Here is a 26,968-nt window from a genome sequence, read left to right on the forward strand (position 1 = left end):
AAATGGATACCCCAAAAAAAATCAGCCTGACGGTTTTCGGCCTGCTCATGGCCGCAGGGGCTTTGATGTGGGCCCTTCAGCTGGGCAGAGGCATGATCGTAACCGACATGCACAATGCCTATTCCTGGGGGCTGTATGTATCTGCCCTGGCGTTTTTTGTGGGCAACGCCGCCGGCGGCCTGGTGCTCAGCTCCATGATCTATATGTTCGGGGTCACCTCCCTCAAGCCTTTTGCCCGGATCGGGGCCCTTTGCGCCTTCGCCAATGTCACGGCGGCCATGCTCATTGTGCTGCCGGATCTGGGGCAGCCCTTCCGGGTTTTGAACCTGCTTTTGCACCCCCAGATCATGTCACCCCTGGTGTGGGATGTGATCGTGCTGAACCTGTATGCCGGCCTGTCTTTGATCTATCTGTATCTGCTCATGCTGCCGGATCTGGCTGACCGCACCGGAATACTGAAAAAAATCGCCCTGCCGGTAAAAGACCCTGCCGGGTTTTCCGATACATGGGCCCGGAGGCTGGCCCCTTTTTCCCTGGTGGCGGCCGTGGGCATCCATGTGGTGACCGCCTGGATTTTTGCCACCCAGGGGGCCAGAGGCTGGTGGCACACCGCGGTGATGGCCCCGGATTTCGTGGCCGCGGCCCTGGCTTCCGGCACGGCCGTGGTGATGCTGGTGGCAGTGCTGTGTTACGGCACGGCTGAAAAATTCCAGAACGCCTTTCGCATCATGGCGATATTTATCGCCACCGCATTTTTCATCCACCTGTTTCTCATGTACAACGATTTTGTGATCCATGCCTGGTACGGCACTGATCATGCCAAAGAGATCCTGGCCATCACCCTGCAGGAATACGGCCTGGCCCACGCCTTTGAGGTACTGGCACCTTTACTGGGAGTGGTGGTGCTGCTCAACCGGCATGTGCGCAAAACCGTTTCCGGCATCATTGGGGGCTGCCTTTTGATGATCGCCGGCATCTTTGTCCACCGGATCCTGCTCATGCCGGCCGCCTTCAACCAGATACCCCTGACCCTGGCGCCTTTGGGAAGCCAGAACACCCTTTGGCCCGTTCCCATTGCCTCGGGCCGGTACAATCCCCTGGCCGACACCTTTGTCACCCATCACAGCTATTTTCCCACCTTGGTGGAGATCCTGATTTTTGCCGGGGTCCTCTCCTTTGTGTGCGCCCTCATCCTGGTGGCCGTTCACAAGCTGCCCGTAGTAAAGGAGGGATAAAACCATGGGTCAGATATCCGAAGTTCAGTTTTCCGCGGAACCGGAAACCCTCATGGCCCTGTCCCGGCTGTTCACCTACCCGGAACAGTTGCCCGATGGCAGGGATCTGGCCCGGATCTTTACGCAGGCAGGGCCGATCCCTGCCTGCCCCTCCCTGACCGGGCTTCAAAACCGTTACGTGTCTTTGTTCATCAACCACCTGCCGGAGGTGCCCTGCATCCCCTGCGGCTCCTGGTACCTGGAGGGCACCCTCATGGGGCCCTCCACCCTGAAGCTTTCCGCCCTGTACCGGGAATACGGATTTGAGGCCCGGGAAATACCGGATCACATTGCCGTGGAACTGGAGTTTCTGGCGATCCTGTCCACCCTGGTGTGCCGTGCTTCTGATCCGGAAAACAGGACCCGGCTCACCGCGGACCTGAAGTTTGTATCCGGTCATCTGGCCGCCTGGACCCCGGAATTTTTCGATCGGGTCGTCTCATGGGATGAAAAGGGATTCTATGGTGCCCTGGCCCGGGCGTGCCAGCCCTTTTTCTGATTTTTCCATCAGGCACCTGACCTGAATAACGTCCCTGTCTCCAAATCGTCCATATCGGAATGGATTCCGAAAAAGTCTTGACTATTTCGGAATGGATGTCAGAATAGTCTTCATGGAACGATATATCACACCCTATATTCAACAAGATTTGGATCAAAAAATCATCCTGTTGACCGGGCCGCGCCAAACCGGAAAAACGACGTTGTCAAAAATGCTGAAACCTGATTTTGATTATTTCAATTATGATCATGTTGATGACAGATCCAGCTTGCAGGAAAGATCCTGGGACCGGTCAAAACCCCTGATCATATTTGATGAGCTGCATAAGCTCAAAAACTGGAAGTCATGGGTGAAGGGCATTTATGATAAAGAGGGGATTCCACCGTCTATACTGGTTACAGGCAGCGCCCGGCTGGATACCTATAAGAAAGTGGGGGATTCCCTGGCAGGACGATTTTTCCAGTTCAGACTGCATCCCCTGGATCTGAAAGAGATCCACATGTTTTTAAACCCCGGCGACCTTGAAGCAGCACTGGACACCCTGCTTTCGGTTGGTGGTTTTCCAGAGCCTTTTTTAAATGGCACAACCCGTTTCTATAACCGCTGGAAAAAATCCCATCTGGATATCATTCTTAAGCAAGATCTCATGGATATTGAAAATGTTCAGCAGATCACTCAGATGGAAACGCTGATCCAACTATTGAGACACCGGGTGGGAAGCCCGCTGTCATACAGTTCCCTGGCCCGGGACCTGCAATGTTCCGATAAAACAGTTAAAAGATGGCTCACGATCCTCGAAAACATGTATGTGCTTTTCAAAGTGCCGCCCTTTCATAAAAACATTGCCAGGGCGATTCAAAAAGCACCAAAATTTTACTTTTACGATACCGGGCAGGTTCTGGGAGATCCAGGCATCAAGCTGGAAAACGCTGTGGCATGCGCCATTCAAAAAGAACTGCATTTCCGGGAAGATTGTCTGGGAGAAGAAGGACGGCTCAATTATTTGAAAAACAAGGATGGCAAAGAAATTGATTTCTGTATTTCAACAAACAGCACCCCGGGTTTGTTGGTAGAGGTAAAATGGAACGACAACAACCTGAGCCCGAATTTCGAGACATTTAACGCATTTTTCCCTGGAATTAAAATGGTCCAGGTGTCAAAAAAACTGGACAGGGAAAAAACGTTTCCAAACGGGGCGGAAATCAGGCGTGCTTCCACCTGGTTGTCTCAATTACATCTGCCCTGATTTCCTGGAACGGGTAAACTCATCCACGCGGCAGCCGGTCAATCCGGATGAAGAATCACAGGATTTTCTCCTGTTGCATTTTTAAATTTCTTTTACTATACAGGAACTCAGTCTTTTTCCCCATCGGTCTCAGTTCCTGTAACCGAAAGAGAGGAGCAATTTTTCCATGCCATTCTTCAACATATCCGATCTCATCTGGGACGAAACCATCTATCCCCGGAGCGCCCGAAAACAGCAGACCATCGATGCCTACGGCGAAGCTTTGACGGCCGGGGCTACATTTCCCCCCATCACCATCCAGCCCGTGGTCAATTATCCGGCCCCCAACACCAGCCTGTCCGAAATCCTCTTGCTGATCCTTGACGGGATCCACCGGTGGAGTGCGTACAAGGTCCTCGGCCTGACGGAAATCGAGGCCGTGATCTGGCAGGAACAGCCCCTGGATTATGCCACCTGCAAAGACGACATGCTCCTGGAATCGGCCCGGCGCAATATCAGCCACGGGGACCGGCTCAGCCAGACGGACAAGCGGCAGGTGGCCAGAGATATTGTTTCCCGCGATCCAAATTATCAGTTGTCCGAGGAAATGCTTGCCGGCAGTCTCGGGGTCACCCGGCAGACCGTCAACAACTGGATCAAAGACATCCGCGCCAGGCAGAAAGCCAGCAGGGACAGTACGATTCACCGTCTGAACCGCCTGGGATGGACCCAGCAGAAAATAGCTCAAGTGTTGGATATCAGCCAGGCCCGTGTCTCAGGAATTATCAATAATGCAAATTTTTGCATTATTGATAATCTGATTACCCAGGGACGTGAAATGCCTTATATAGCAGGGCATTTGAACATGGACCTGGCCACGGCATGGGCGATAAAACTGATGGGCCTCAAAGACCAGGAAAAATTCAAGGCCCTGGGATGGGGGCTTCGCACCTGGGACCAATGGTATTTCAACGACTGCGACGACCGGTTCGGCACGGACTGGCCCGGCCGGATACCGGCCCAGCTGGTGGCCCATACCCTGTTTTATTTCACGGACCCCGGGGACCTGGTGATGGACCCCATGTCCGGCGGCGGGGTGGTCCCGGATGTGTGCCTGCTGTTTGAACGCAAATGCCAGGCCTTTGACCTGGCCCATGAAAACACCCGCCCCGGCGCCATCCTGGCCTTTCTCAATGCAGACTGGCGTGATTTTGAATCCATCCCGGCAAAAAAAGAATCTCCGGATCACGCCATCACCCTGTTTGACTTTCACCGGCTCCTGTCAGAAACGGGATGGCAACTCACCCACCGCATTGAATGTCCCCTTTCGTCTGAACGCCTCAGCGGCACCCTGGTGCAGAGAATGCAGGACAAGCGGATCCTGGGCACCGTCAGCAGAACCCTTTTAATCGCAAAACACATATAACATGCAGACAACCATTTCCAGCAAGTATGTTGACTCCTGAAGGCATGATTTCAAATGATTCCAACACAGCGGTCGAACTTGACCGGCTGTATCTGTCCTTTGACGGCCAACCCGTGTTGAAAAACCTGCATTTAAGCATTTTTCCAGGGGACAAGGTGACCCTGACCGGTCCGTCCGGTTCCGGAAAATCCACGGTCCTCAGGTGCATACTGGGCCTGGTGATGCCGGATTCCGGAACCATCACGATCCTGGGAGAACCCGTCACCCGTCACAATATCTGGCAGAAAAGGCGCCACATCGCCTATGTGGCCCAGGAACCGGATCTGGGGGCCGGCAGCGTCAAAGAAGTGATTGAAACCCCGTTCTCCTATCGGGCCAATGCCGGTCTGCGTGACAATCTTGCCCGGCTTCCCGAAATCATGGAAAGATTCAACTTGCCGCAACTGTTGCTGGACAAGCAGATCACCCGGCTTTCCGGCGGAGAAAAACAACGGATTGCTCTGACCATCGCCATTTTGCTGGACCGCCCCATTGTGCTGCTCGATGAAGCCTCTTCCGCTCTGGACACGAAAAACAAACAGGCCGTGGCTGATTACTTCAGACAGGCGCAAAACACCACCTTACTTTCTGTGGCGCATGATTTTGAGTGGCTGGGATTTGCCACCCGGGTCGTTGACATGAACGAGATCCAGAAGACGTAAAGGGAAAACCGGATGAACCGAATTATTGATATCAGTCTGCTGAGTCTTGCCGGCGGATACCTGCTGCTGATTTTTCCTCTGGCAATCATGCTGTATCTGCGGGTGGGCATACTCAAAGAAACATCGGTGGCCGTACTGAGGATGACCGTGCAGCTGCTGTTTGTAGGGCTGTACCTGCAAGTGGTGTTCAAGCTCAACAACCCTTTTTTAAACCTGGCATGGGTGGCTGCCATGATCCTGGTGGCGGATTTGTCCATTCTCAAAGGCTGCCGCCTGAAGCTGAAGCCTTTTCTGCTGCCGATGTTCATCGCGCTGGTGGTGGGTACCGTGCTGCCCATGATATTTTTTGCCGGCATCATACTCAGGCTGCCCGGATGGTTTGAGGCCCAGTACGTTATCCCGCTGGCCGGAATGATTCTGGGCAACTGCCTGCGGGCGGACATCATCGGGCTCAACCATTTTTATCAATCCATCCACAAAAATGAAAAATCGTATCACCAGGCCCTGGCATACGGAGCTGCTTTGACGGAAGCGGTAAATCCTTTTTTCCGGGATGCGCTCAGATCCGCTATTGCCCCGACCATCGCCTCCATGGCGACCATCGGCCTGGTGTCTTTGCCCGGCATGATGACAGGGGTCATTCTTGCCGGAGCCGATCCCTTTACAGCCATCAAGTATCAGATCGCCATCATGATCGCGATTTTTTCAGGTACCGCCGTCACCGTGTTTCTGGCGATCCGGCTGACGGTGGCAAACAGCTTCAATGCGTTTGGCATTCTACACCCGGATATTCTGCGGGATCAGTGACATTGGCGGAGGCAGCCGGTCAATCCAGATGAATCACCACGGAAAAACAGGAGAAAAAAGCCCACACCGGATCACCCTGCCGGATACGGGACAGCCAGGTACCGCTGGATGACATCACCGCACAAATATGGGTCGTATCCGAGACTTTGACAATACATTCCGTATTGATTTTTCCCCGGGTGATCCGGGTCACGGTCCCCTTGAACCGGTTTTCCGCACTGCCTTTGAAAACGGATGTTCCGTCCTGGAGCATCACCATGGGGGCCTTGACTTCGGCGACAATCCATTTGCCCGGGGCCAGTCCCAGTTGGAACACACTGTCATTGGTGATCACCGTCACCACCGGGTGGCCGTCCATGGTGATCATCTCCACCCGGGTCTGGATGTCCCCTGTGACGATATCGGTCACCTTGCAGAAAAAAGCGTTCCTGGCACTGGTTTTGCGGCCGGACTCCTTTTCCATGAACCGCCGGACAATGTCCTGAATTTCGGATTCTGAAAATGTGACATAGGATGATGTCAGGCCGGCAGAGGTGTGTCCCATGATTTTCTGGACCGCCGGCAGGGGCAGATTCCCCTGCATCAATTCAACGGCCCTGGCCCTGCGGATCGCTTCCGGGCCGCCCAGTTCCTTGGCAAACCCGCAGGCAGCGGCCCGTTCATAGAATTTGCGGCGCACAAACCCGGGGTCCAGGTCAGGCATCCGGCCCTGTTTTTCTTCGAACTGCGGCGTTTGGACCAGTTTCAGGATCTCATGGCACAGGCTCTCCGACAGATGGACCGTCCTGGATTTTGAACCGGTTTCAGACCCGGTGCTGCCAAAGGTCACCGCATGATGTTCTGTGTCGATGTCTGTCAAGGGGTTGACCCCCAGCACCTCATTCAGCTTGGCGCCGGTATACCGGATCAACAAAAAAATGATCAGAATCCGGAGGCGGGAAAACCGCACATCGGCCCTGGGCGAATCGATCGCCCATTTTCGGAAGGCCTGTTCCAGCTGATGAAACTGAGCCGTATCCAGGCATGGGGCTGTATGATCAACGGAGATAATCCGTCCGTGATCTCTTGTGTCATCCGATACCCATTCCGGGTTATCCAGGTTTTTTTTTTGATCCGCCATTTCAGCCTTTCCGTTTTTCAAAAAGGTGCAATCCATTGATAGAACAATTCAATAAAATACTTGACGGCACTTGTCAACAATTATACTATCACGAATAGAAAATTTTACGTGACTATATAGGGGGAATGATCATGTCTGACCGATTCAAATTTGACAGAATGGAACTGGCCGGTTCCCTGGGGGATCTGGGGGCACTGCTGCCGATAGCCATCGCCATGGTGCTGTTCAATGGTCTCAGCCCGGTGGGGTTGTTTCTCAGCATCGGGGTGTTCTACATCCTGTCAGGGACATATTTCGGCATGACCGTGCCGGTCCAGCCCATGAAGGTCATCGGGGCCTATGCCATTGCCACGGCCATGACCGCCGAGCAGATCCTGGCATCCGGATTTCTCATGGGAGTGTTTCTGCTGATCGTGGGCATGACCGGGGCCATTGACGTGATCCGGCAATTCACCCCGAAATCGGTGGTGCGCGGGGTGCAGCTGTCCACCGGTGCTTTGCTGATTTCCGGCGGGGTCAAGTTCATCATGGGAACCTCGAAATACCAGGCCCTGCAGGAGGCAGTGGAACCCCATCTCACTGTACAGGCCCTGGCCGGCATTCCAATAAGTGTCATCATCGGAATCATCGCTGCCATTGCAACCCTGCTGCTGCTGGACAACCGGAAATTTCCGGCCGGGTTGATAGTTGTGGCCGGCGGGCTTTTGCTGGGCCTGGTATTCGGGATAAGAAGTGACATCAGCAGCATCACTATCGGAGTGAACCTGCCGCAGCTGTTTCCTTTTGACTTTCCGGCCGGAGCGGATTTCACCTTTGCCCTGTTTGCTTTAGTGCTCCCCCAGCTGCCCATGACGATGGGAAATGCGGTCATTGCATACACGGACCTTTCTGCTGAATATTTCCCTGACAAAGCATCGAAACTGACCAACCGGAAAGCATGCGTGAGTATGGCTCTGGCCAATTTTTTCAGTTTCAGTCTGGGGGGAATGCCCCTTTGCCACGGTGCCGGGGGGCTGGCCGCCCATTATCGCTTCGGCGCACGGACCGCCGGTTCCAATCTCATGATCGGCGGGCTGTTTGTGGGCCTGGCCATTGTTTTCGGCAACAGTATCGTCCAGGTGTTCAACTTAATCCCCATGTCCATTTTGGGGGTTTTGCTCATATTCGCAGGTGCGCAACTGACCCTTGCCATGATAGACCTGAATCAGCGCAAAGACCTGTTTGTCGCCACATTGATACTGGGCATCACCCTGGCATCCAACCTGGCGGCCGGATTTATTGCAGGCATGGTGGTGGCCCATGTTTTGCGCTGGGAAAAGCTTTCCGTATAGATCAGCAGAACAGAACAGATGTCTATGTACGCTTCGATGCCAGGACATAGATACAGGGCATCAAGAAAAGGGCCACCAGCATCTCCATCCCCAATCCACCGATGGCGGCTACGGCCATGGGTTGCAGCATGTCGCCGCCTTCTTCCAGGTTGAGCGCCAAGGGCAAAAACCCGATCATGGTGGTCACACTGGTCATGACGCGGGGACGCAGCCGGATTCGGGCGGCATCCAGAACCGCCTGCCGTGGGGGACAGGCATGCCGCTCCTGCAGCTCCCCTGCGTAGGTCAAGAGCAAGACACCATCGTTGACCGTGGCTGCCACCACAACCAGTATACCGATAATGACCGTGGCCCCCAATGGGAGGCCAACGAAATACAGCAGAAACACCACGCCTGCCAGACAAACCGGTACGCTGCCCAGGATCAGACCCGGCAGTTTGAGACTGTTGAACTGCACTGTCAAAACGATGAAGGAAAAGAACAGGGCAAAGGCAAACACCGCGAGCACTGTATCCTTCATATCGGCCATCATCTCCGCCCTGCCGCCGAACTCGAACACATATCCTGCCGGTCTTTCGAGCTCGGACAAAGCACTTTGCAGTCCTCTGACCGCACCGGCCAGATCACCGGTCGTGATATCCGCTTCAACGGTGATTTGCTTGACCTGATTTTCTCGGATGATCTCCACCGGACCGGATGCCGGTACCACGGTAGCGATATCCCGCAGCCGAAGAACATCACCCTGGGCACCAATAAGCGCCAGGTTTTCCACATCCTGCCGAGCGCCTATTTGTTTTTCCGGAACCAGCAGACGAATATCGTAATAACATCCACCGTCACGGTAGCGCGTCGCCACCGCGCCGGTAATTAAAGAGCGCAGGGAGGAGGCCACATCCGCAACCGACACACCAAGTTCGGCAGCCTTGACCCGATCCACCTTGATCTGGTATTCGGGTTTGGACAGGTCCATGGAAACGAACACGTTTTGAAAATGATCCAAACCATTGATCGTTCGTGCCGTCCGGCTCGACAGATCCGCCAAAGTCTCCATATCCTGGCCGCGAACCTGCACGACAATATCCGATGCCTGCATGCCATGGATGCCTTTGATGGGCATCTGTTTGACCATCACTTTACCGCCAGGCGGTTGGATCTTGCCCACAACCTTGCGGAGACGGGCAACGTATTCCTCGGTGCTGATATTCCGCACTGCCTTGGGAACGAGCTGGATATCCACCTGTCCTTCGTTGGCAACCTCATAAGTGGTCAATCCCTTTACATATCCGCCCGCCAGCGTGAAAGCGCTCTGAATCAACGGATCATCCTGAATCTGCCCCTCAATTTTACGAAGAACCCGGTCGGTTTCAATAACAGAGGCCCCCGTAGGCATCTTGACCTTGACCATGATTCGACCGTCATCAATGAGCGGCAGAAATTCGCCGCCGAGCTGTCCCGACAACATAACGGCCCCGGCAACCACCAGGAGGAAAACCGCCACAACAAGCCACCGCCAGCCGATCATCCGATCCAGCACCCAGCCGTAGCCTTCCGTGAACCTGCCAAACAACCGTTCAAATCCGCCGGATTTGCGTGCCTGGCGGCTGCCACTGAAAAGTGTGGCCATGATCATGGGCGTGACCGATACAGCCACGACCAGACTGATGACAACGATGCCCGCAATGACCAGAATCAGTTCACGAAAGAGCAAGCTGGTCAGCCCGGGAACGATAAGGAACGGCACGAACAGGGCGAGAAACGAAAGTGTGGCGGCCAGCAGCGCCGGTCCGACTTCGGTGGTGGCATCAACGGCGTGCCCGGCCGCGTCCTGGTCGGGATTATCCCGTCGCAGGCGGGAAATATTTTCAACAACAATGATGGAATTATCGAGTACCACGTCGATGGCGACAACCAGTCCACCCAGGGATAAAATATTCAGCGAGAAACCGGCAAGTTTCATGAGTCCGAAATTGAGCACCAGGGTCAGCGGCAGGGCGATTGCCATAACCACAACCTGCCTGACGCTGCCCAGAAACAGGTAGACCACGATGATCAACAGCACCGCAGCCGCTGTCGCCGCATTGCGCACGCCTGTGAGCGCCTGTTTCACGTAAACTGCCTGATCTTCCACGTAATCCAACTGGAGTCCCTGGGGCAATTCCGCTTTCAACTCGTCCAGGAGTCGGACGACTGCCTCGGCTGTCTGTACGGTGTTGGCCTCGGCTTCCTTGAGCACTGAAATCTTGACGCTCTCGCGTCCGTTGAAACGGGTGATCAACCGCGCTTCCTCATGGCTATCAATGACCTGGGCTATATCCCGCAGGTAAACTTTCTGGTGCCCCTCTCCGGCCACAACGACCGTGCGAATATCTTCAAGATTTGAATATTCGCCCATAGTGCGGGCGATGATTTCCTTTGGCCCGACGGTGACCCGGCCGCCGGTCTGCTCGACATTTTCAGCGGCAACCCGTTTGATAACCGCATCCAGGGAAAGCTGATGTTTTTCCATGGCGGCGGGATCGAGCAGGATGCGGATTTCACGTTCCAGTCCGCCGACCACTTCGGCTCCGGCTATCCCCCGGACGGCCAGAATGCGGTCCTGCAGCCAGTTGTCGGCCCAATCCCTCAATTTTACGGGATTCCAGCGGTCGGAACTGACTGTCAACTGCATTACCGGAAGCTGAGATGGGTCGGCCTTATACACATAAGGGGCTTCAATGTCGTCAGGCAGATCCTGCTGGGCGCGGGTCAAAGCGGCGAGGGCATCCTGAAACGCTATGTCGACATCCGCGCCGTATTCAAAATAGACGTTCAGGTTATACAGCCCTTCAATGGAGGAGGATTCGAGATAATCCAAACGATCCACCGTGGACATGAGACGTTCAAGGGGATCGGCAATGTCCGTATCGATCTCTTCCGGGGTGGCTCCAGCCCATTTTATTTGAACCTTGACCAGCGGGTAGGTGATGCCCGGCAGATAATCCACCGGCAATCGCCAAAGGCCATAAAGCCCAAGAACAACGAGCGCGACAACGATGGCGCTGGTGGCCAGGCGGCGGTGGACGGCGTACTGAGTTATCTTCATTGCCCGTCGTCTCCCGCCTTGTTATTCTGCGGGACGGGTTGCTCAGCCATGCCTTTGTTTTTCCCCATGCCCGATTTTTCATCATTCGCAAGGCTCACCTCTACACCACTTTTAAGTTTCTCGTTACCGGCAATGATGACCTTGTCGCCGGGCTGGACCCCGGAGACAAGTTGAATGCGGTTGTCCGCCTCGATGCCGGTTTTCACAGCTCTTGCGATAGCATTGCCGTCCTCCACCACGAAAACCACCGGGCCCTTAGGTGTCGTGACCAGCGCTTCCAAAGGCACGATGACGGCATCGTCAATGTTTTTCAACAGCACGTTCAAACGGGCAAACATACCCGGAAGCAGATCAATGGGTTTTTCGAGGGTAATTTCCATGGTCCGGGTGCGCAGGCGGGAGTCGAGATAGGGGTACACACGTTCAATCCGGCCTTGCATAATATCACCAGGATAGGCGTCCAGTCTCACATCGACACGCATTCCGGCGGTTACCTCGGTGGCGTGTCTTTCGGGGACGGCCGCCAGGATCACCAAACTGGCCGGATCAAAAATTTCCAGAAGCACGGCACGCGGTGCAACGAACTCCCCTTCCTTCACATTGACCCGAGACACCACCCCCTCCCAGGGTGCGTAAATGGCGTAATCCCGGGCTGTTTCCTCCGCCTGAACCAGTTGAGCGTGAACCTTTTCAAAGGCGCTCCTGGCCTGATCGAGTTGTTCACCGGGCAGGGCCTCGCTTTCGACAAGCTGACGGGTTCTGCGCAGGTTATCCTCCTCTTTTTTGAGTTCTTCCCGAAGCGAGGTGATCAGTGCATCGGCACCTTTTTTTCGTCCGATGAAAAGCAGCGAGTCACCGGCTTTTACGCGGTCAGCCTCCCGCACACGGATATCCGCAACCGGCCCTTCGGCAGGCGAAGCCAAACGCGCAACCCGGTAAGGCTCCACAGAGCCGGTTAATTCCAGTCCGCTCGAAATCGCTGCTTCGGTCGCGGCAATGGCACGAACCCGGGGAGGCTTTTTCTGATTGTTGGATTGATTGATTTCAGATTCCCCGGAAGGGCTGACGCCCCGGATAAAAAATATTCCGGCCACGGCAAGCACGCCGATGATCAGTCTTATCAAGACAGTTTGTTTGTTCATTCTTCACCCATCGCCAATTTGAGTTGGGCCATTGCCGTATGAAAGTCAGCCAGGACCCGGTAATATGTGGTTTCCGTTTCCAAAAGGGCGGCTTGGGCATCAAGCACATCCACAATGGCCCCTTTACCGAGACTATATTTTTGTTGCTCAATGCGCAGACTCTCCTTGGCCTGGGCAATGGATGTTCGGATTGCAGCCGCACGCTCGCCGGATGATTCAACATTTAGCAGTGCGGATTCCACCTCCAGGCGCACCTGGAGATCCAGTAAGCGCAAGCGTTCCTGTGCTGCGGCGAGATTTGCCCGCTGTTCACGAATACCCGCGTCCACCTGTCCGCCCTCGAAAATCGGTACTTCCAGCACCAGACCGGCCCGTCCCACATCTCCCGTATCATCACCCGCGCCGGTAGTCGGTCCGCTTGCCCACCGTCCGCCATATGAACCTTGAACAGAAACCGTCGGCCAATTGCCGGATTTGGCTATGTCCACATTTCTGGCCTGGGCTTCAAGCGAAGAACGTGCCGCGAGATAGTCGCCACGCTCTTTCCAGGCTCTTGAGAGTGCTGTCTCTAAATCGGGAAGCACTCCCTTTTCCTGAACCTCCAGCTTCCCTTGCGGGGATATTTCTTCATCTTGATCCTCCAGCCCAAGCAGGCTTACTAAAGCGCGGCGCTGGATGGCCAGGAGGTTTTTTTCCCGGACCAAAAGCTGTTCGACATCAGCTAAACGAACCTCCGTGCGCATCCGGTCAACCCGGGCGGCTTTTTGTGCCTCGACCAGGGCATCAATACGCTTCAGGTGCTCCGCCAGGGTTTGCCGGGAGAACGCCAGGGATTCGATGACATGCTGCTGGGCAAGCATGTATAAAAAAACACTGGATACGTTAAATACAAGCTCTTCTCTGGAACGAACGAGTCGATGATCGGCCGCCTTCTGAAGCAATTCTGCAGCTCTTACCTGGTTCACCAGCCGCCCGCCGGTGAAAAGCGGCATGGTCAGAACGAGATCGCCGGAAACGATATCCCGTCCAAAAAGACCTGGCTCTCCATCCTGGCTGGCGGCAATGAGCCTTTGTTCATCCATGTAGCGGGTATATCCTCCCACAGCGTCAAGCCTGGGTAGTCTCACCCCGAAAGCCTGATCCCTTCTGGCCTGAGCTGCCGACGCGTCCCATCCTCGTGCGGCGACCTCCGGATTGTTGGCAAGCGCTGTTTCGATGGCCTGTTGCAGCGTCAACAGGCCTCTGGGAATTCTGGGCGCTTGATGCGCCACTTCAAATCCCGTGGAGAAGACTTTTCTCACTTTGACCGAAGCGTATGGATCTGTCGGACCCATGGCGGCGCATCCCCCAAGCAATCCCACAATCAGTAACAGCGGCAGTATCTTCATGGTGACTCTGTTTTCTCCTTGCCCGGCATGGGACCGGTTTTTTCATCCAACACCCGGCCAAACCCTTTTCCGGAAACCCTGCCGCTATCATGACGACATTGCTCGCAGAGGGATTTCATCAGTTTCTTACCCTGTTCTGGAGAGAGGAGCGCCTTTTCCTTGAGCAGATGGTCGATAACCAGATTCTGCATCCGGCGCTGACCCGCCAGGATCTCTTCCTGTTTTTCCCGTATGGCGGCTTCGTCCACCTCGGGGAGGGTCAACATATCCATCAATTGGCCCCTCAGAGCGCTTATCTTCTGGCGCTGCTTTCCGGCTTTTTCCCGGAAGTCCTGAACCAAAGGCTCGATCTTTCGCCACTGCTCTTCCGTCACGCCGATCTCACGATGAAGCGCTGAAGGAACCGCGCCATCGACCTCCGGGCGGAAAAGACCTCCCGCATCACCTGGGGCCGATAGTGAATGAAGCAGCCACATGGCGATGAACGCCAGATTCAAGCCCACGGAGAGGGCAAACAGCGGTTTACGCAAGTTGTTGTTCCACATGGTTTTCCTCATTTTTTGTCATCCAGAAGCGCCAGCGTGGCAGCCTCGATGGAGCCTTGCGGTTCCGCACCCAGGACATCAAAGGCATACATATTCTCCGCCATAACCTCATGGGGGGTCATCCATGGTGCCGAGCCAGAACCCAGGTAGCTTGTCCACCCCATCCATGCCCCCATGGCCAGGCCGGCGATCAAAGCGGCAGTGGTCGCCCCGGTGGCCAGCCAGGGCCGGAAAAGGAACCTCTGCGTTTCCCTGCCGGACATTTTTTGCACCTGTTCCCGCTTCTGCCGGACCGCTGCTTCGGCCAATATCCTGGCCGGCAATCCGGCAGGAACCGGAGGCACGTCATTGTTCTCCAAAAACGGGGCAAGCCCGCGTAACCCGTCAAGCTCTTGAAGGCACGCCGGGCACCGGGCCAGGTGGCGTTCGATCCTGAAACGTACCCGTTCCGGCAGTTCCCCGTCCAGATAAGCGTTCAGATGCTTTCTGTTTCTGGCGCATGACCATATAATAACCCACCTTGTGACCCGCATCGTTGCTCTCCTTGTTATTTCTTTAAACGAATGAAGACGGAAAAACCCCCGCTCAAAAATCAAAAAAATTTTCCCGGCGGCCGAGTGTGCCCTTCAAATGCTTTCTGCCACGCGCCAGAAGCCGCTCGACAGCTTTGGCTGTTGTCGAAAGGGCCGAGGCAATCTCCGCATAACCCAGGTTCTCATAATAGCGGAGCACAACGGCCAGCCGTTGATTGGGGGGCAGTGCGTCAAGGGCGGCACGGACCGCCATGTTTTTTTCCTTGCGCATCATGGTTTCCGTGATATCAAAAGTAGGATCCGGGGTTTCGGGTAGGGTTTCGACAAGAAGGGGCCGCTTTTTTTTGGCATGGTCCAGGCAAAGACGGGAGATGATCCGATAAAAATAGGTCCGGAATCCGGCGGTGGGCCGATAGCGGGCAGAGACATCCAGGAGGCGCAGGAAAGCCTCCTGGACAATGTCCGAAGCATCCAGCCTGTCCCCTGTAAAGCGGTAGGCGATCCGCCAGGCCCAGGTTTGATGACGTTCCACGATACGTGAAAAAGACGTCAGGTCACCCCGGCCGACAGCCTGCAGCAGAAACGCATCACTGTCCGGGCATTCAGGCAATCCACCGCCGCCGGATGTTGTACAGGCTGACAGCAAACAGGCCGATGCAGAAAACCGCCAGAACCGCCAGATCCACCAGATACGGCAGGATATGTTCCCCGCGCACGGCCCCGTGCAGCAGGTCGGCCCCATAGGTCAAGGGCAGGAAATAGGCAAGCGGTTCCAGGAAAAACGGCAGCGCACTGACGGGAAAAAACAGCCCGCACAGAAAAATCATGGGAAACCGGAAGAAATTGGAAAAGGTCTGGGCCTCGAACACCTCGCTGACCGCCACGGCAATGAACAACCCCATGAATGTGGATGCCACGGAAATAAGAAATACGGCCGGCACCAACACACCCCAGGCCACCTGTGACAGATCGGTCAGCCATACCGCCAGAAAAAGGGGCACCAGGGCGTTGAGTATTCCGAACAGAATGGCTCCGCTGGTTTTGGCCAGCATCAGGATTTCAAAGGAAAGGGGAGCCAGCAGGAGGCGCTCAAAAGAGCGGTTCTTTTTTTCAAAGGTGATGGTCACCGCCAGCATGGAGGTGGTGCCGAAAAGAATGGACACCGCCATCACGCCGGGAAGCACCTCTGGAATGCTGGAAATACCGCTGCCGGTCTTGACGAAAAACATGCCGGTCCAGGCCAGGGGAAAAATCAGGCCCCAGCTGATATTGGGGGGTTTCAGGTAATAGGTTTTCAAATCCTTGACAAAAATGTTCCAGAACGCGATCCATTGATTCATCGGGAACCTCCGCCGGTCTTTTCTTTTTCTCGGCCCATGATCTCCGCTTTGATGCCGGTGATGTCGATGAACACCTCCTCAAGGCTGGGCCGGATCTTTCTGGCCTCGGTCACCTCCACTGCCCGGTCCTCCAGAAACCGCACCAGGGGGCCGACTCGCACCGGGCTGCCGGATGTCACCCGGATCATTCCCTGTTCCGGAAACGCGAATGCCAGGTCCGGGAATGTGCGGCCCAGGTCGCCTGCCAGATCTTCGGTCCGGCCGATGCAGGTCACTTGCAGGACATGGGTGTCCCGCACGGGCTGGATCAGGTTATCCACCGTGTCTGTCCGGATCGTTCTGCCGGATACGATGAAGGCGATCCGGTTGCACAAGCGCTCGGCCTCTTCAATATAATGGGTGGTCAGAAATATGGTGGTGCCTTTTTTGTGCAGTGCCTGGACCAGCTGTCGCAGCTGCCGGGCACTGGCCACATCGATGCCGGTGGTGGGTTCATCCAGAAACAGGATGTCCGGCCGGTGGATGATGCCGGCGGCAATGGCGAGTTTGCGCTTCATGCCCTTGGAATATCCGCTAAATTTCCGGTTTGCGGCCCCGGCAAGATCAAAGGTGTCCAGCAGTTCCCGGGCCCTGGACCTTCGCTCGGTTTTACCGATGCCGTACAGGGCCGCACAGAAACACAGGTTTCCAAAGCCGGTCAGTTCCGGATACAGGTTGCTTTCATCGGGCACCACCCCGATGAGATGCTGGGCGGCCCTGGGATTTTTCGTGCAGTCGACGCCGCTGATATGGATGGTGCCGGCATCCGGCCGGGCCAGCCCGGTGAGCATGTTGATGGTGGTGGTCTTGCCGGCCCCGTTGGGACCTAAAAACCCGAACAGCTCACCGGACCGGACCTCGAAATCAACGGCCGATACCGCCTGGACCTTGTCAAACCGTTTGGCAAGGCCCCGGGCCTGGATGGCCGGAGGTGGGTCAGGAGTCATCCCTGCCCTCTGTCCGGGCTGTGTTGTCAGTGGGACAGGTGCACGGATGCTGTGCTTCATCCCCATGGCATTTTCTGATCTGTTCCGGGGTGCAGTCTTCTGGACGTCCCTTGAGTTCCACCGGGTTCTGACACCCGCAGGTCTGTTCACACATGGTCATTCCTCCTTTTTTTGTCATTTTTGTCTGATAGATGCCATTCATCTTGTCTTTGTTTTAATTTTCCCACATGCACGTTTGTTTCCAGTCATCAGGAGCAAAGAAACCCGCCGGGGCCGGGTGACAGAATCTGATCGGCTGTCTTGCGCCACCGTTCCAGGGTCTGCTCATTGATCCGGTAGTGAACAAAATACCCTCTTTTTTCGGCAATCACGACGTCGGCATCCCGCAGGATCCGCAGGTGCTGTGACACCGCCGCCGGCGAGATGTTCAAGGTCCGGGCCAGGGCGTTGACACACAGGGACCGCCGCCTGAGCAGGTCGATCATTTTGACCCGGGTTTCCACCGATAAAATTTTGAACACCCTTGCCGCTTCTTCAACAGGGGGCATCTTTTCCTCCATCTGATTAAGTGCATGCGCATATAATTTATTAAAATCCGATTTGTCTGTCAAGCGCAAATATCACCGGGGAAAAAATTTAATTTTTCCCCGGCTCCTTCGGACTTTTACATACGGGGCACGGCCTCATGCCCATCTACATAACATCATTTTTTTTCATCTGGTATAAAAGAAAAAACAAAAGATAGGCCGGCTGATACTTGAGCAGGATTTGTTCTGGAAGACCAGATGAATACCTGGTTCCTACTTTTGATTGCGGTTTCCCCACAACGGATCATTGCCGAACCGGTCCATCCACCACTCTTCTGCAGACAGGTATTTTTCCACTTCCTGTTTTTCAAATGAATAGGCATACTGGTCGCAATAGGCAAGAATCGTTTTATAGGCGATGGTGATTCTCCGGGTCATCTCATGGCACCGGTCCGGGTCGGCCGGGTTCTTGTCCGGGTGCCAGCGCTTGAGCAATTTTCGGTAGCTGGATTTGATTTCCACCATGGTGGCCCGTTCCGGCAGGTTCAATATCATTTTTGCCGCAATAATATCATTATATGTCATTGTGCTTATTTCCTTGGATCACAACCGGCCCTGCCTCTTGAGCTTTGACATCAGAAAGGCAGCGCCCCGGTTTGACAATCCAAGTTTTCCGGCAATGGCTTTTTCATCCAGGGAGGCATTTTTTTCAACACATTGAGGACCTCGGTTTCCAGTTCTTCCAGCCAGTCTTCAAACATAACCAGCAAATCCATCTCCACAATAGAAACCAATTGCTCGGATTGTGCCACCTTGTCCACCAGACTCTGGCACATCTGCGTTGGGTCGACACCTTCGCCCATGCATTCGGCCAGTCACAGGTGCACCAGTCCGGAAATCTTGTCTCCTTCGGATTGACTGATCAGGCCCATCAGGAACCGTTCCCGGGCATCACTGTCCAGATCGGCCAGAAGCCGTTCGATGGTGCCGGAAATCTGGGATAACGCTTTTTCCGGCGCCATCCCCGAAACCAGATCGAAAAGTTCATTCATATACCGGTATTGCCTCCATTGTTAATTAAAAATAATTTTTCCGTGCGGCCAGAAGATCCCCGGCCACCCGGTTTAATATCTGCAATACGTCAAGAATCCGGGGATCAGCCAGTTCATAAAAAACAAACGGGCCTTCCCTTTCCACTTTCACCAGAAGCGTGCGCTTCAGCTCCTTGAGGTGATGGGAAACCAGGGGCTGGGACAGATCAAGGGCTTCGATAATCGCAGAAACCGACTTCCTGCCACTGCTGATCATCTGCAAAATCCGCAACCGGTTGCCGTCGGACAGGCTTTTGGCAAGAAATGCTACCTGCGTGAGGTGATCATCATCCAATGGTTTTGAGTTATCCATTTTTCAAACCGTCTATAGCATTCCGATCACCCGGTCGCTGGACGTCATCAAATCCACCAGGGTTTCATATGTCCCCCCCGAAATCTTATCCGGAACGGCTGACATATCCAGACCCCGGAGTTCGGCATCCGTGGTGAGATAGCTCACCTGGAGCCCCTTGTCAACCTGCCGGTCAAACGTTCCTGTTAAACCGGTTTTCAGGTCCGGCCGGCTCAAGTGAACCGCATCCTGCAGCAGATACAAGTGAACAGTGTCTCCCCGGGACATCATATCCGATGTCACTTGCAGGGCACGCTGTGCTTCAACCGAGGAGGGGCCGCTTTTCAGTACAATGGCAATTTTCATTTCAACCTCCTAAAAAACCAGTTGCAGAGTGTGGATGCTCATCAATTCCGAAACCTTTCCATGACCAATGGGCTCCAGACTTTCGATCAAATCGTCAACACGCAACCCCCGCTCCTGAAGCGATTCTTTTTCCACATAAAATTCAGCGGGATTATCTTTGTTTTCATAAAGCCCCCGGGCGATAATCTCATCAAATACCTCGCTCAGGGCCAGCCACTGACTTTGACCGGGATCCTGGCCTTCCTTTGCCAGGTAAACCCCGTCATCCACAAGGACAACGATAGGGCGGAACCCCAGTGACAGCGACCCATTGGCATGACGTAGGGCCTCGGCCGCCTGAAAACCGCCATACGGCCCTTTGCGGACAACAATCAATATATCTTTTTCTTTTGTCATGGCATCCCCCTTTTATGGCCCGGCATTGATCACAATGTCTGTTTCGCCAAGATGTTTGAACAGGCTTCTCAATGTACCCGGTTTTGCGCCGTCGATGAACTGTTCCTTCCGCAGACCGCGGAAGCTGAAGCAGGTGCCTCACAGATCGATTTGGGCGCCTTGTTCCGCCAGTGCGGCGAATCCCTTCCCCGCATGCGGTGCTCCGGATGCGCGCTGATCCTTGAGGAACCCATAGGTGCCGTCGCCTGACCCCACAATGGTGACCTGATGCCCTTTTTTCAAGGCGGCATCAGCTATACCTATAACCGTATCCACATCCTGCCCCCCATAAGGAACTGATCCCAGCATAAAAGTGATCTTTTTCATAAATCCTCCGAAAATATTACCTGACAAAATGTTTCAAGATTGCCTTCTTTCCTCTGCCAATCGACCATACCAGATTCTGGAAGGTTTTAATATATATCAATCTTTTTTTCATCAAAGCTCAGCTGCACCGGATGCGGCGTCACTTTGCGTTCGATTGAGGCCCTTTTGTTTAAAAAACACCAGGGCATAGACAATGACCACGGCCACTATGGAAAGATAGTTCAACCACATAAGAACGGAACTGGCAAAGTAGTTCCCGTAAAGATGTCCTCCCAGTACCTGGGAGCCCACCAGGGCTCAGATCATTCCCCACTGGGCCGGTGAATAGCTCTCTCGCATAAAGTTGCGCAGATAGCCCATCAGCAGACAGATGCAGAAAACCCCCCAGCCCAGGGCGATGACATACGCAAAGTTCAGAATCAAAAATGAGGGTACCATGACCTCGAAACCAAAATGGTTCTTCAGATACCCCATAATGCGGAAGAGGCTGATACCGAACAGGCAAGAGATCGGAATCACCAGAAAATAAGCCGGCAGCATCGGGGCACTGGGCAGGGTGTGGGCCCTGGCCTGTCCATGAATCACGCTGATGATCTTCACAGTGAACACAAACAGGCCGATACAGATTGAAAAAAAGGAACCAAATGCCGCCACCGAGGCAATTGCAGCATCACCTGAGATGGCGGCAATGCCGGTCCCTGTCAGGCTCACCAGGCCAAAGGCGAATACATCCAAAAGCCAGGGGAAATTCAATTCGACCGGATCCACCGGCTGCACCATCCAGACATTGAGCACCTTGGCTTCCAGTGCCAGAAGCACCAGCAAAAGCACCATGAAATAAATCAGCGACGGAAGCATCAGTCCCTGAAGAATGCCTGAGAGACTCGGAACAAAAAACGCCAGCGGCCCCCAGAGCACATTGGCGGTCATGGAGATGGAGGCGATGGGAGAAAAAAGACCGATATTGAACTTTGGGTTATTGATAACGCTTTTGAACTGCTCCCGGTCTGCCAGCCAGCCAACCAGCCCTTTGAGATAAACCACTGTCAGCAGCAGATGGAGAACCACAAACAGAAACATGATCCCCACCAAGGGAGCATAAACAATCTGCTGCACAAGTCCCATACCGGACCAAGGCAGAGAGTTCAGGGTAATCATGCCTTCCCCGTGGGGCAAAGCAAACTGCATCAGCACAAAGGGCATCAGGGCCACCCCACCGGCTGCCACGGAAATCTGAAAATTCATGGGTGTGAACTTCATAACACGTCTCCTAAGATAGATTTTCATTTTAACTCAAGCAGCTCATTTCTGTTTAACAAACACATAAACGTTTATTTATATGTTTGTTAAGGCTTTGTCAAGCCATCATTTTTTTCACTGAAATCATTCCTGCCGGGAAGAAATGGGGAAAAAAACTTTCTTGAAAAAATTGACCTGAATCAATGCGCCCGAGATCCGGCCCTGTTATAAGTGAAAATTGACACCAAAAAATAACAGGACAAACACGCATGACAGACAAAAAATATCTTATCGGTTCATTCTTATCCGTCAGACGATGGTTTCAGCTGATATTTCTGGGAATCACCCTTGCCATCGGCATTCAGTTCACATGGTTTGTTTTTCATCTGGAACAAGGGGTTGTTCCGGATTTCAACCGGCCCCCGGGGGTGGAAGCGTTTCTGCCCATCAGTGCCCTGGTCAGCCTGAAGCACACCCTGTCCACCTGGACCATCAATGATATTCATCCATCCGGGCTGGTGATCTTTCTGATCGTCTGCGCCACGGCCCTGGTGGTCAAAAAAGGGTTCTGCAGCTGGGTCTGCCCCTTCGGTCTGTTTTCCGAGATCCTGGCCAAACTGCACTTCCGGCTGTTCCACCGGACCCTGACATTGCCCAAATGGATCGACACCTCTTTGCGAAGCCTGAAATACTTTTTGGCCGGATTTTTCATTTATTATATTTTCTATAAAATGCCGCTGCCGGCCATCGAGCAGTTCATCCACAGCCCCTACAACCGGTTTGCCGATATCCAGATGCTGGCTTTTTTCACGGACATCTCTCCTTTGGCTTTCAAGGTGATGGTCGGCCTGATGGTGCTGTCTTTTGTGATCCCTTATTTCTGGTGCCGGTATTTGTGCCCTTACGGTGCGGTGCTGAGTGTTCTCGGGTTTCTGAGCATCGGACATATTCACAGAGATCCAGACCTTTGCACAAAATGCGGAAAATGTGAAAACCACTGCCCGGGGTTGATTCAGATCCGGCAGAAGCAACAGATCCGATCGCCTGAATGCTCTGCCTGCCTGTCCTGTGTTGCGGTGTGTCCGGAAAAAAACGCCATCCGGTTTTCTTTGCCTCCGGTCCGGTCATCCTTCCGGCATGCCCTGCCCGGCATTGTCATCGCCGTCCTGTTTGTGGCCGGCATTGCCGCTGCCCGGCTGTCAGGCAACTGGCATAACAGTATTTCCAAGCAAGCCTACCTGGCCCATGTGACCCGGCCTCCATCCGTTCAGACAGGCGGACACCCGGAAATCGATGTTGAAAAAATGAAAAAAATGATTCAAGCTATGAAAGCACGGCGCGCTCAAACCGCGCCTTTCATAGAGATGAAAGGAGAGTGACATGACCATCCCCGGTAATCTTTTGACCACAGCCATGGCCGTGATGCCCCACACGGATGTGGACCCGGCCCTGGACGCGGCTCTGACCCTGGATATTCCGTTCTGGCCCCAGCTGCCCAATTATTCCTATTACGAAGACATGTATGTCCAGGCAGGCGAGCATTTTCCCGGCATCATTCTGAATCTGGAAAAAAAGACCCTGCGATTTTCCATGGACCGGTTTGTGGAAGAATTTGAAGAAACCATGGCCCATTTTGACGACCCGGAATATTTTGATGTCAGCAACACCTATTCCGCCGTGTACCACCGGTTTCTGGACCTGGACCTGTCGGACCGGCCGGCCGTCCGGGGCCAGCTGGAAGGCCCGGTGAGCTTCGGATTCAATATCCTGGACCAGGATGAGCGGCCCATTCTGTTTGACGACACGGTGCGGCCGTTCATGTTCGAGTTCATGGCAAAGCGCATCAATGTGCAGCTGGCAAAACTCAAACAGAAAAATCCCAACGCGTTCATGTTCATTGACGAGCCGGGCATGCAGTTCGTGTTTTCCGCCATGTCCGGGTATGGGGAACAAAAGGCCAAACAGGATCTGGATCTGTTTTTCTCCTCCATTGACCGGCCCCGGGGCATTCACCTGTGCGGAAACCCGGACTGGGATTTTCTTCTGGGCCTGGACATGGATATTCTGTCTCTGGACATCTATACCAATGCGGATATCTTCGGTGCCAGCACCCGGTCGGTGAAACGGTTTCTGGACAGAGGCGGCATCCTGGTGTGGGGGATCGTGCCCACGGGCATGGAGACCTTTGAAACGGAAAACCTGGACCTGCTGGCGTTCCGGCTCAAAACCGTGTGGCAGGCCCTGGGCAAAAAAGGGATTCCATTGGATCAGATCCTGGCCCAGAGCCTGATATCCCCTGCCACCTGCTGCCTGGTGAACAAGGACAGGGAAAAAACTGTGGAAAAGGCGTTTAAACTGACCCGTGCCATATCACAGACCCTGCGGGAGGAATACCACCTGACATAAAGGAGGAAGGCCCATGCACGTCACCCGGGTGTTAATTCAGGAACATGTGCTGATCAAACAGGTGCTGATTCTTCTGGACCGGTCCCGGCAGGCCCTGGAGACGGGAGATCCCGTGCCGGCCCTGTTTTTTGAAAAAGCCGTCACCTTCTGTGAACAGTTTGCCGATCAATTTCATCATTTCAAGGAGGAGTTTCTGCTGTTCGGGATGCTGTCCTACAAAAAACAAGGGGAACTGGACACGGCCATGGGGGTGCTTCGGTATCAGCATGAACGGTGCAAGCAAAGTATCGCCCGAATCAAAACCGCGTTGCCCCGATATGAAGAAAATGATGAAATGGCCGTGACCCGGGTCCTGGAAAACTTAAGCGTATATGTATCTTTGCTGCACCGCCACATCAGCATGGAAGACCGGATCTTTTTTCCCATGGCGGAAAAAGCGCTTTCTTCTGAGGAAGCAGACAGCCTTGAAGCGCAGTTCGCGCAGCAGGCACAGCGGTTCGGATCCGCTGAAACGGTTTTTGCCACCCATCAGACCCTGGCGGATGAGCTCAATACCATCCTGGCCACCGGATAACCCGCCATGACCCGGAAAATCAACTGCTGGGAATACATGGGCTGCGGCCGGGAGCCGGGGGGCCGCCATGCTGCGGACAAAGGTATCTGTCCGGCTGCTGTGGACCGATCCCATGACGGCACCAACGAGGGCACCTGCGCAGGCCGTTTCTGCTGGGCCGTGGCCGGCACTTTATGTCATGACCGGGTCCAGGGCACCTATGCCGGAAAACAGGAGGATTGTCTGGACTGCGAATTTTATCTTCAGGTGCGGGCTGAGCAGGGCAGCACCAATATCCGTACCAAATTTCTGAAATTCATCCATCCCTTTGCCGCATCCCCGATCCTCAACCACCTGGAACCCGTGCAGATTCCCGGAGGCGCCCGGTTCATCACCCAGGGCAGCCGGACCTCAACCGGGTATATCATTCAGCAGGGGGCCTGCCTGGAGCTGGTGGAAAACGAACACGGGCTCCATCCGGTGGGACACCGCAGCGAAGGGGACGTCGTGGGCATGATCTCGCTGTTGACCGGGGAACCCATGGGATTTCACGTGGAAGCGGAAACCGACCTGGAAGCCTGGGCCATCCATAAACCGGATTTTGACCGGATCCCGGAACAGGACCCGGACCTGTACGCTTTTTTAACCGAACTGGTGGCGGACCGGTTCGACCGCAACGGCCCCATTGCCGAACGCCGCATCGGACCCTACCTGATCACCGACATCATCGGCAAAGGCGGGTACAGCATTGTGTACAAGGCCGTTCACCTGGATCTGGAAACACCCGTGGCCGTGAAAATGCTGCGACACCATCTGTCCATGAACAAAGAATTTAAAGACAACTTCAAAAACGAGGCCCGGATCATTGCAGGTCTGGATCACCCCCACATCCTGAAAGTTTATGATATCACCTCCCGTTTCAAAACCGTGTTCATTGCCTGTGAATACCTCACAGGCCTTTCTCTGGAAGAGATGATCACCCGACAACACCGCATCCCGTCTGATCTTGCCCGGAGCTTTCTGGATCAACTGCTGTCCGCCATGGCCTATGCCGGAAACAAGGGCCTGGTGCACCGGGACATCAACCCGGCCAATATCATGGTATCCAAAGATCACCCGATCAAGCTCATCGACTTCGGCCTGGCCTGTCCCGTGGGAACGGATGATTTTATGATGGGCGGGAAACTGCATTACCTGGCCCCGGAAGTGTTTGACGGAGAACCGGCGGATTTTCGCAGCGACCTGTTTTCTCTGGGGATCACTGCCTTTCACATGATAACCGGCCGGCTGCCCTGGGATGCCGTGGATTCGGGTGAAATCATGAAACAGATTCGTCATCAGCCGCTGCCCGATCCGGGAAAACAGGTGAAACACCTGCCCGGATCCCTGAGACAGTTTATCCTGAAAGCCTGCGAAAAAAATCCGGACAAACGGTTTCAGACACCGGAGGAGGCCCGGAAATGGCTGATGAATGCCACGGACTTCGGTCCTGACCCGGTTCGAAGATCCGGACCCGTGCTTTTACCGGGGCGGTACTGCTGCATGAGTTCAGGGCAGCATGAAACCCGGGATGCCCTGCCCGGCCGCCACATGGACATTGCCGCTGCCACCCATATCGGCCATCAGCGAAAAACCAACCAGGATCGGTATCTGACCTGCCTTGAAAATCAATCTGACCCGGAAAACCACGATTTTGCATTGCTGGCCCTGGCGGACGGAATGGGAGAGGCCATCGGCGGCGAAATTGCAGCAGACCATGTGATCCAACATCTTCAGGACCTGGCCCTTCAGGATGATGGATCCCCCCTTGATTCGCTGAAGCGGTTTTATATGACAATGGACCGGGATATCTGCGACATGACGGACAAAGACCCGTATCTCAACGGCATGGGAACTACCCTGGTCTGTGCGGTGGTGTCAAACAATACCGTGTTCTGGGCCCATTCCGGCGACAGCCGGTTGTATCTTCTGCATGGGGATCATTTAACCCGGATCACCCAGGACCAGACCCTGGCGGATTTCCTGATCCGTGAAAAACAGATCACCCCGGATCAGGCACAGACCCATTACTCCCGGCAGGTGCTGGAGCAGTATATCGGATGCGGGGAACTGGCAGTGCAATCCGGCCGGTTTGAACTGGCGGAAGATGACATGATTCTGTTGATGTCGGACGGATGTTACCGCCATATCTCATTAGACACCATCATCACCACCTGCCGCCAAACAACTGACCCGGAGACTGCCGCAGATGCCCTGATAAAAGCCGCCCTGACTGAAGACGGCAGTGACAATATCACCGGGGTGATTTTAACCTTGAGAACAGACGACTGAAA

General features: G+C 54.4%; 28 protein-coding genes and 1 pseudogene. 11 read left to right on the top strand and 18 right to left on the bottom strand.

The window, feature by feature from the left end:
* Nucleotides 1-2: 2 nt before the first annotated feature.
* The 6 genes from nrfD (at nt 3) to K365_RS0118095 (ending at nt 5,932) form a co-directional block, all read left to right on the top strand.
* Nucleotides 3-1,235 (top strand): NrfD/PsrC family molybdoenzyme membrane anchor subunit, encoded by a 1,233-nt coding sequence (gene nrfD, locus K365_RS0118070; protein WP_024335715.1) that lies wholly within the window; start codon nt 3-5, stop codon nt 1,233-1,235.
* A 4-nt stretch (nt 1,236-1,239) separates the two neighbouring features.
* Nucleotides 1,240-1,773 (top strand): TorD/DmsD family molecular chaperone, encoded by a 534-nt coding sequence (locus tag K365_RS26760; protein ID WP_024335716.1) that lies wholly within the window; start codon nt 1,240-1,242, stop codon nt 1,771-1,773.
* Nucleotides 1,774-1,885: 112 nt separating this feature from the next.
* The gene (locus K365_RS0118080) at nt 1,886-3,019 is read left to right on the top strand and encodes an ATP-binding protein (RefSeq protein WP_024335717.1); all 1,134 of its coding nucleotides are present in this window, start codon (nt 1,886-1,888) and stop codon (nt 3,017-3,019) included.
* A 166-nt stretch (nt 3,020-3,185) separates the two neighbouring features.
* A complete protein-coding gene (locus tag K365_RS0118085; protein ID WP_024335718.1) occupies nt 3,186-4,424 on the top strand; it encodes a ParB N-terminal domain-containing protein in 1,239 nt (412 codons plus the stop codon).
* 44 nt (nt 4,425-4,468) lie between these two features.
* Nucleotides 4,469-5,125: an ABC transporter ATP-binding protein gene (locus tag K365_RS0118090; RefSeq protein WP_051147939.1), complete on the top strand. Its 657-nt coding sequence runs from the start codon at nt 4,469-4,471 to the stop codon at nt 5,123-5,125.
* A gap of 12 nt (nt 5,126-5,137) precedes the next feature.
* Nucleotides 5,138-5,932 carry an ABC transporter permease gene (locus K365_RS0118095; protein WP_024335720.1) on the top strand — a complete coding sequence of 265 codons (795 nt, stop codon included), beginning with the start codon at nt 5,138-5,140 and terminating at the stop codon, nt 5,930-5,932.
* Between the two features lie 19 nt (nt 5,933-5,951).
* Here K365_RS0118095 and K365_RS0118100 read toward each other — a convergent pair whose 3' ends face one another.
* The gene (locus K365_RS0118100; RefSeq protein WP_024335721.1) at nt 5,952-7,052 is read right to left on the bottom strand and encodes a TOBE domain-containing protein; all 1,101 of its coding nucleotides are present in this window, start codon (nt 7,050-7,052) and stop codon (nt 5,952-5,954) included.
* A 131-nt stretch (nt 7,053-7,183) separates the two neighbouring features.
* Between K365_RS0118100 and K365_RS0118105 the strand changes: the two genes are divergently transcribed.
* Nucleotides 7,184-8,383, top strand: a complete 1,200-nt coding sequence (locus tag K365_RS0118105; protein WP_024335722.1) for a putative sulfate/molybdate transporter — start codon at nt 7,184-7,186, stop codon at nt 8,381-8,383.
* Nucleotides 8,384-8,405: 22 nt separating this feature from the next.
* On the opposite strand, the gene K365_RS0118110 is transcribed toward K365_RS0118105, so the two are convergent.
* From K365_RS0118110 to tsoY, 17 genes and pseudogenes are all read right to left on the bottom strand, one after another.
* Nucleotides 8,406-11,465, bottom strand: a complete 3,060-nt coding sequence (locus K365_RS0118110; protein ID WP_024335723.1) for an efflux RND transporter permease subunit — start codon at nt 11,463-11,465, stop codon at nt 8,406-8,408.
* A complete protein-coding gene (locus K365_RS0118115; protein ID WP_024335724.1) occupies nt 11,462-12,607 on the bottom strand; it encodes an efflux RND transporter periplasmic adaptor subunit in 1,146 nt (381 codons plus the stop codon). Before K365_RS0118115 ends, K365_RS0118110 begins: the two co-directional genes overlap by 4 nt.
* Nucleotides 12,604-13,995: a TolC family protein gene (locus K365_RS0118120; protein ID WP_024335725.1), complete on the bottom strand. Its 1,392-nt coding sequence runs from the start codon at nt 13,993-13,995 to the stop codon at nt 12,604-12,606. Before K365_RS0118120 ends, K365_RS0118115 begins: the two co-directional genes overlap by 4 nt.
* Entirely contained in the window at nt 13,992-14,552 is a 561-nt protein-coding gene (locus K365_RS0118125; RefSeq protein WP_024335726.1) for a Spy/CpxP family protein refolding chaperone, read from the bottom strand. The genes K365_RS0118120 and K365_RS0118125 overlap by 4 nt, the downstream gene beginning before the upstream one ends.
* Entirely contained in the window at nt 14,549-15,073 is a 525-nt protein-coding gene (locus K365_RS0118130; RefSeq protein ID WP_024335727.1) for an anti-sigma factor family protein, read from the bottom strand. The genes K365_RS0118125 and K365_RS0118130 overlap by 4 nt, the downstream gene beginning before the upstream one ends.
* 52 nt (nt 15,074-15,125) lie before the next feature.
* On the bottom strand, nt 15,126-15,683 hold the full coding sequence (locus K365_RS0118135; protein WP_024335728.1) for an RNA polymerase sigma factor: 558 nt from the start codon (nt 15,681-15,683) through the stop codon (nt 15,126-15,128).
* Nucleotides 15,676-16,413, bottom strand: coding sequence for an ABC transporter permease (locus K365_RS0118140; RefSeq protein WP_024335729.1), 738 nt, complete (start codon nt 16,411-16,413; stop codon nt 15,676-15,678). The genes K365_RS0118135 and K365_RS0118140 overlap by 8 nt, the downstream gene beginning before the upstream one ends.
* Entirely contained in the window at nt 16,410-17,399 is a 990-nt protein-coding gene (locus tag K365_RS0118145) for an ABC transporter ATP-binding protein (protein WP_024335730.1), read from the bottom strand. Before K365_RS0118145 ends, K365_RS0118140 begins: the two co-directional genes overlap by 4 nt.
* Entirely contained in the window at nt 17,389-17,553 is a 165-nt protein-coding gene (locus K365_RS28295; RefSeq protein WP_169432962.1) for a hypothetical protein, read from the bottom strand. The genes K365_RS0118145 and K365_RS28295 overlap by 11 nt, the downstream gene beginning before the upstream one ends.
* Before the next feature lie 94 nt (nt 17,554-17,647).
* Nucleotides 17,648-17,947: an ArsR/SmtB family transcription factor gene (locus K365_RS0118155; protein WP_024335731.1), complete on the bottom strand. Its 300-nt coding sequence runs from the start codon at nt 17,945-17,947 to the stop codon at nt 17,648-17,650.
* A 252-nt stretch (nt 17,948-18,199) separates the two neighbouring features.
* Complete coding sequence (locus K365_RS0118160) at nt 18,200-18,511, bottom strand: J domain-containing protein (RefSeq protein ID WP_024335732.1); 312 nt, start codon at nt 18,509-18,511, stop codon at nt 18,200-18,202.
* Between the two features lie 18 nt (nt 18,512-18,529).
* Nucleotides 18,530-18,978: pseudogene (gene tsoA / locus K365_RS29250) on the bottom strand (LULAXC motif selenoprotein TsoA).
* 25 nt (nt 18,979-19,003) lie between these two features.
* A complete protein-coding gene (gene tsoR, locus K365_RS0118175; protein WP_024335733.1) occupies nt 19,004-19,330 on the bottom strand; it encodes an ArsR/SmtB-type metalloregulator TsoR in 327 nt (108 codons plus the stop codon).
* Between the two features lie 12 nt (nt 19,331-19,342).
* The gene (locus tag K365_RS0118180) at nt 19,343-19,675 is read right to left on the bottom strand and encodes a DsrE family protein (RefSeq protein WP_024335734.1); all 333 of its coding nucleotides are present in this window, start codon (nt 19,673-19,675) and stop codon (nt 19,343-19,345) included.
* A 9-nt stretch (nt 19,676-19,684) separates the two neighbouring features.
* The gene (locus K365_RS0118185; RefSeq protein WP_024335735.1) at nt 19,685-20,071 is read right to left on the bottom strand and encodes a DsrE family protein; all 387 of its coding nucleotides are present in this window, start codon (nt 20,069-20,071) and stop codon (nt 19,685-19,687) included.
* A 138-nt stretch (nt 20,072-20,209) separates the two neighbouring features.
* On the bottom strand, nt 20,210-20,437 hold the full coding sequence (locus K365_RS0118190) for a DsrE family protein (RefSeq protein ID WP_024335736.1): 228 nt from the start codon (nt 20,435-20,437) through the stop codon (nt 20,210-20,212).
* Nucleotides 20,438-20,548: 111 nt separating this feature from the next.
* Nucleotides 20,549-21,697, bottom strand: a complete 1,149-nt coding sequence (gene tsoY / locus K365_RS0118195; protein WP_376797730.1) for a selenoprotein TsoY — start codon at nt 21,695-21,697, stop codon at nt 20,549-20,551.
* A gap of 248 nt (nt 21,698-21,945) precedes the next feature.
* On the opposite strand from tsoY, the gene K365_RS0118200 reads away from it, so the two are divergent.
* From K365_RS0118200 to K365_RS26765, 4 genes are read left to right on the top strand one after another with little or no spacing between them, the layout of a single operon-like run.
* Nucleotides 21,946-23,055: a 4Fe-4S binding protein gene (locus K365_RS0118200; RefSeq protein WP_024335738.1), complete on the top strand. Its 1,110-nt coding sequence runs from the start codon at nt 21,946-21,948 to the stop codon at nt 23,053-23,055.
* A 1-nt stretch (nt 23,056) separates the two neighbouring features.
* Nucleotides 23,057-24,082: a uroporphyrinogen decarboxylase/cobalamine-independent methonine synthase family protein gene (locus K365_RS0118205; protein WP_024335739.1), complete on the top strand. Its 1,026-nt coding sequence runs from the start codon at nt 23,057-23,059 to the stop codon at nt 24,080-24,082.
* A gap of 13 nt (nt 24,083-24,095) precedes the next feature.
* On the top strand, nt 24,096-24,656 hold the full coding sequence (locus tag K365_RS0118210; protein ID WP_024335740.1) for a hemerythrin domain-containing protein: 561 nt from the start codon (nt 24,096-24,098) through the stop codon (nt 24,654-24,656).
* Between the two features lie 6 nt (nt 24,657-24,662).
* Nucleotides 24,663-26,966: a protein kinase domain-containing protein gene (locus K365_RS26765; RefSeq protein WP_024335741.1), complete on the top strand. Its 2,304-nt coding sequence runs from the start codon at nt 24,663-24,665 to the stop codon at nt 26,964-26,966.
* Nucleotides 26,967-26,968 lie beyond the last annotated feature (2 nt).

Source organism: Desulfotignum balticum DSM 7044, assembly GCF_000421285.1.
Taxonomy (GTDB): domain Bacteria; phylum Desulfobacterota; class Desulfobacteria; order Desulfobacterales; family Desulfobacteraceae; genus Desulfotignum; species Desulfotignum balticum.

What these genes read in the sequence shown, in the direction of transcription:
- K365_RS0118140 (WP_024335729.1), bottom strand. Translation starts at nt 16,413, where the DNA reads ATGAATCAATGGATCGCGTTCTGGAACATTTTTGTCAAGGATTTGAAA.
- K365_RS0118180 (WP_024335734.1), bottom strand. Translation starts at nt 19,675, where the DNA reads ATGAAAATTGCCATTGTACTGAAAAGCGGCCCCTCCTCGGTTGAAGCA.
- K365_RS0118105 (WP_024335722.1), top strand. Translation starts at nt 7,184, where the DNA reads ATGTCTGACCGATTCAAATTTGACAGAATGGAACTGGCCGGTTCCCTG.
- K365_RS0118095 (WP_024335720.1), top strand. Translation starts at nt 5,138, where the DNA reads ATGAACCGAATTATTGATATCAGTCTGCTGAGTCTTGCCGGCGGATAC.
- K365_RS26765 (WP_024335741.1), top strand. Translation starts at nt 24,663, where the DNA reads ATGACCCGGAAAATCAACTGCTGGGAATACATGGGCTGCGGCCGGGAG.
- nrfD (WP_024335715.1), top strand. Translation starts at nt 3, where the DNA reads ATGGATACCCCAAAAAAAATCAGCCTGACGGTTTTCGGCCTGCTCATG.
- K365_RS0118110 (WP_024335723.1), bottom strand. Translation starts at nt 11,465, where the DNA reads ATGAAGATAACTCAGTACGCCGTCCACCGCCGCCTGGCCACCAGCGCC.
- K365_RS0118210 (WP_024335740.1), top strand. Translation starts at nt 24,096, where the DNA reads ATGCACGTCACCCGGGTGTTAATTCAGGAACATGTGCTGATCAAACAG.
- K365_RS0118080 (WP_024335717.1), top strand. Translation starts at nt 1,886, where the DNA reads ATGGAACGATATATCACACCCTATATTCAACAAGATTTGGATCAAAAA.
- K365_RS0118205 (WP_024335739.1), top strand. Translation starts at nt 23,057, where the DNA reads ATGACCATCCCCGGTAATCTTTTGACCACAGCCATGGCCGTGATGCCC.
- K365_RS0118190 (WP_024335736.1), bottom strand. Translation starts at nt 20,437, where the DNA reads ATGAAAAAGATCACTTTTATGCTGGGATCAGTTCCTTATGGGGGGCAG.
- K365_RS0118130 (WP_024335727.1), bottom strand. Translation starts at nt 15,073, where the DNA reads ATGCGGGTCACAAGGTGGGTTATTATATGGTCATGCGCCAGAAACAGA.
- K365_RS26760 (WP_024335716.1), top strand. Translation starts at nt 1,240, where the DNA reads ATGGGTCAGATATCCGAAGTTCAGTTTTCCGCGGAACCGGAAACCCTC.
- K365_RS0118185 (WP_024335735.1), bottom strand. Translation starts at nt 20,071, where the DNA reads ATGACAAAAGAAAAAGATATATTGATTGTTGTCCGCAAAGGGCCGTAT.
- K365_RS0118085 (WP_024335718.1), top strand. Translation starts at nt 3,186, where the DNA reads ATGCCATTCTTCAACATATCCGATCTCATCTGGGACGAAACCATCTAT.
- K365_RS0118100 (WP_024335721.1), bottom strand. Translation starts at nt 7,052, where the DNA reads ATGGCGGATCAAAAAAAAAACCTGGATAACCCGGAATGGGTATCGGAT.
- K365_RS0118090 (WP_051147939.1), top strand. Translation starts at nt 4,469, where the DNA reads ATGATTTCAAATGATTCCAACACAGCGGTCGAACTTGACCGGCTGTAT.
- K365_RS0118200 (WP_024335738.1), top strand. Translation starts at nt 21,946, where the DNA reads ATGACAGACAAAAAATATCTTATCGGTTCATTCTTATCCGTCAGACGA.
- K365_RS0118145 (WP_024335730.1), bottom strand. Translation starts at nt 17,399, where the DNA reads ATGACTCCTGACCCACCTCCGGCCATCCAGGCCCGGGGCCTTGCCAAA.
- tsoR (WP_024335733.1), bottom strand. Translation starts at nt 19,330, where the DNA reads ATGGATAACTCAAAACCATTGGATGATGATCACCTCACGCAGGTAGCA.
- K365_RS0118120 (WP_024335725.1), bottom strand. Translation starts at nt 13,995, where the DNA reads ATGAAGATACTGCCGCTGTTACTGATTGTGGGATTGCTTGGGGGATGC.
- K365_RS0118155 (WP_024335731.1), bottom strand. Translation starts at nt 17,947, where the DNA reads ATGCCCCCTGTTGAAGAAGCGGCAAGGGTGTTCAAAATTTTATCGGTG.
- K365_RS28295 (WP_169432962.1), bottom strand. Translation starts at nt 17,553, where the DNA reads ATGTGTGAACAGACCTGCGGGTGTCAGAACCCGGTGGAACTCAAGGGA.
- K365_RS0118160 (WP_024335732.1), bottom strand. Translation starts at nt 18,511, where the DNA reads ATGACATATAATGATATTATTGCGGCAAAAATGATATTGAACCTGCCG.
- K365_RS0118115 (WP_024335724.1), bottom strand. Translation starts at nt 12,607, where the DNA reads ATGAACAAACAAACTGTCTTGATAAGACTGATCATCGGCGTGCTTGCC.
- K365_RS0118125 (WP_024335726.1), bottom strand. Translation starts at nt 14,552, where the DNA reads ATGAGGAAAACCATGTGGAACAACAACTTGCGTAAACCGCTGTTTGCC.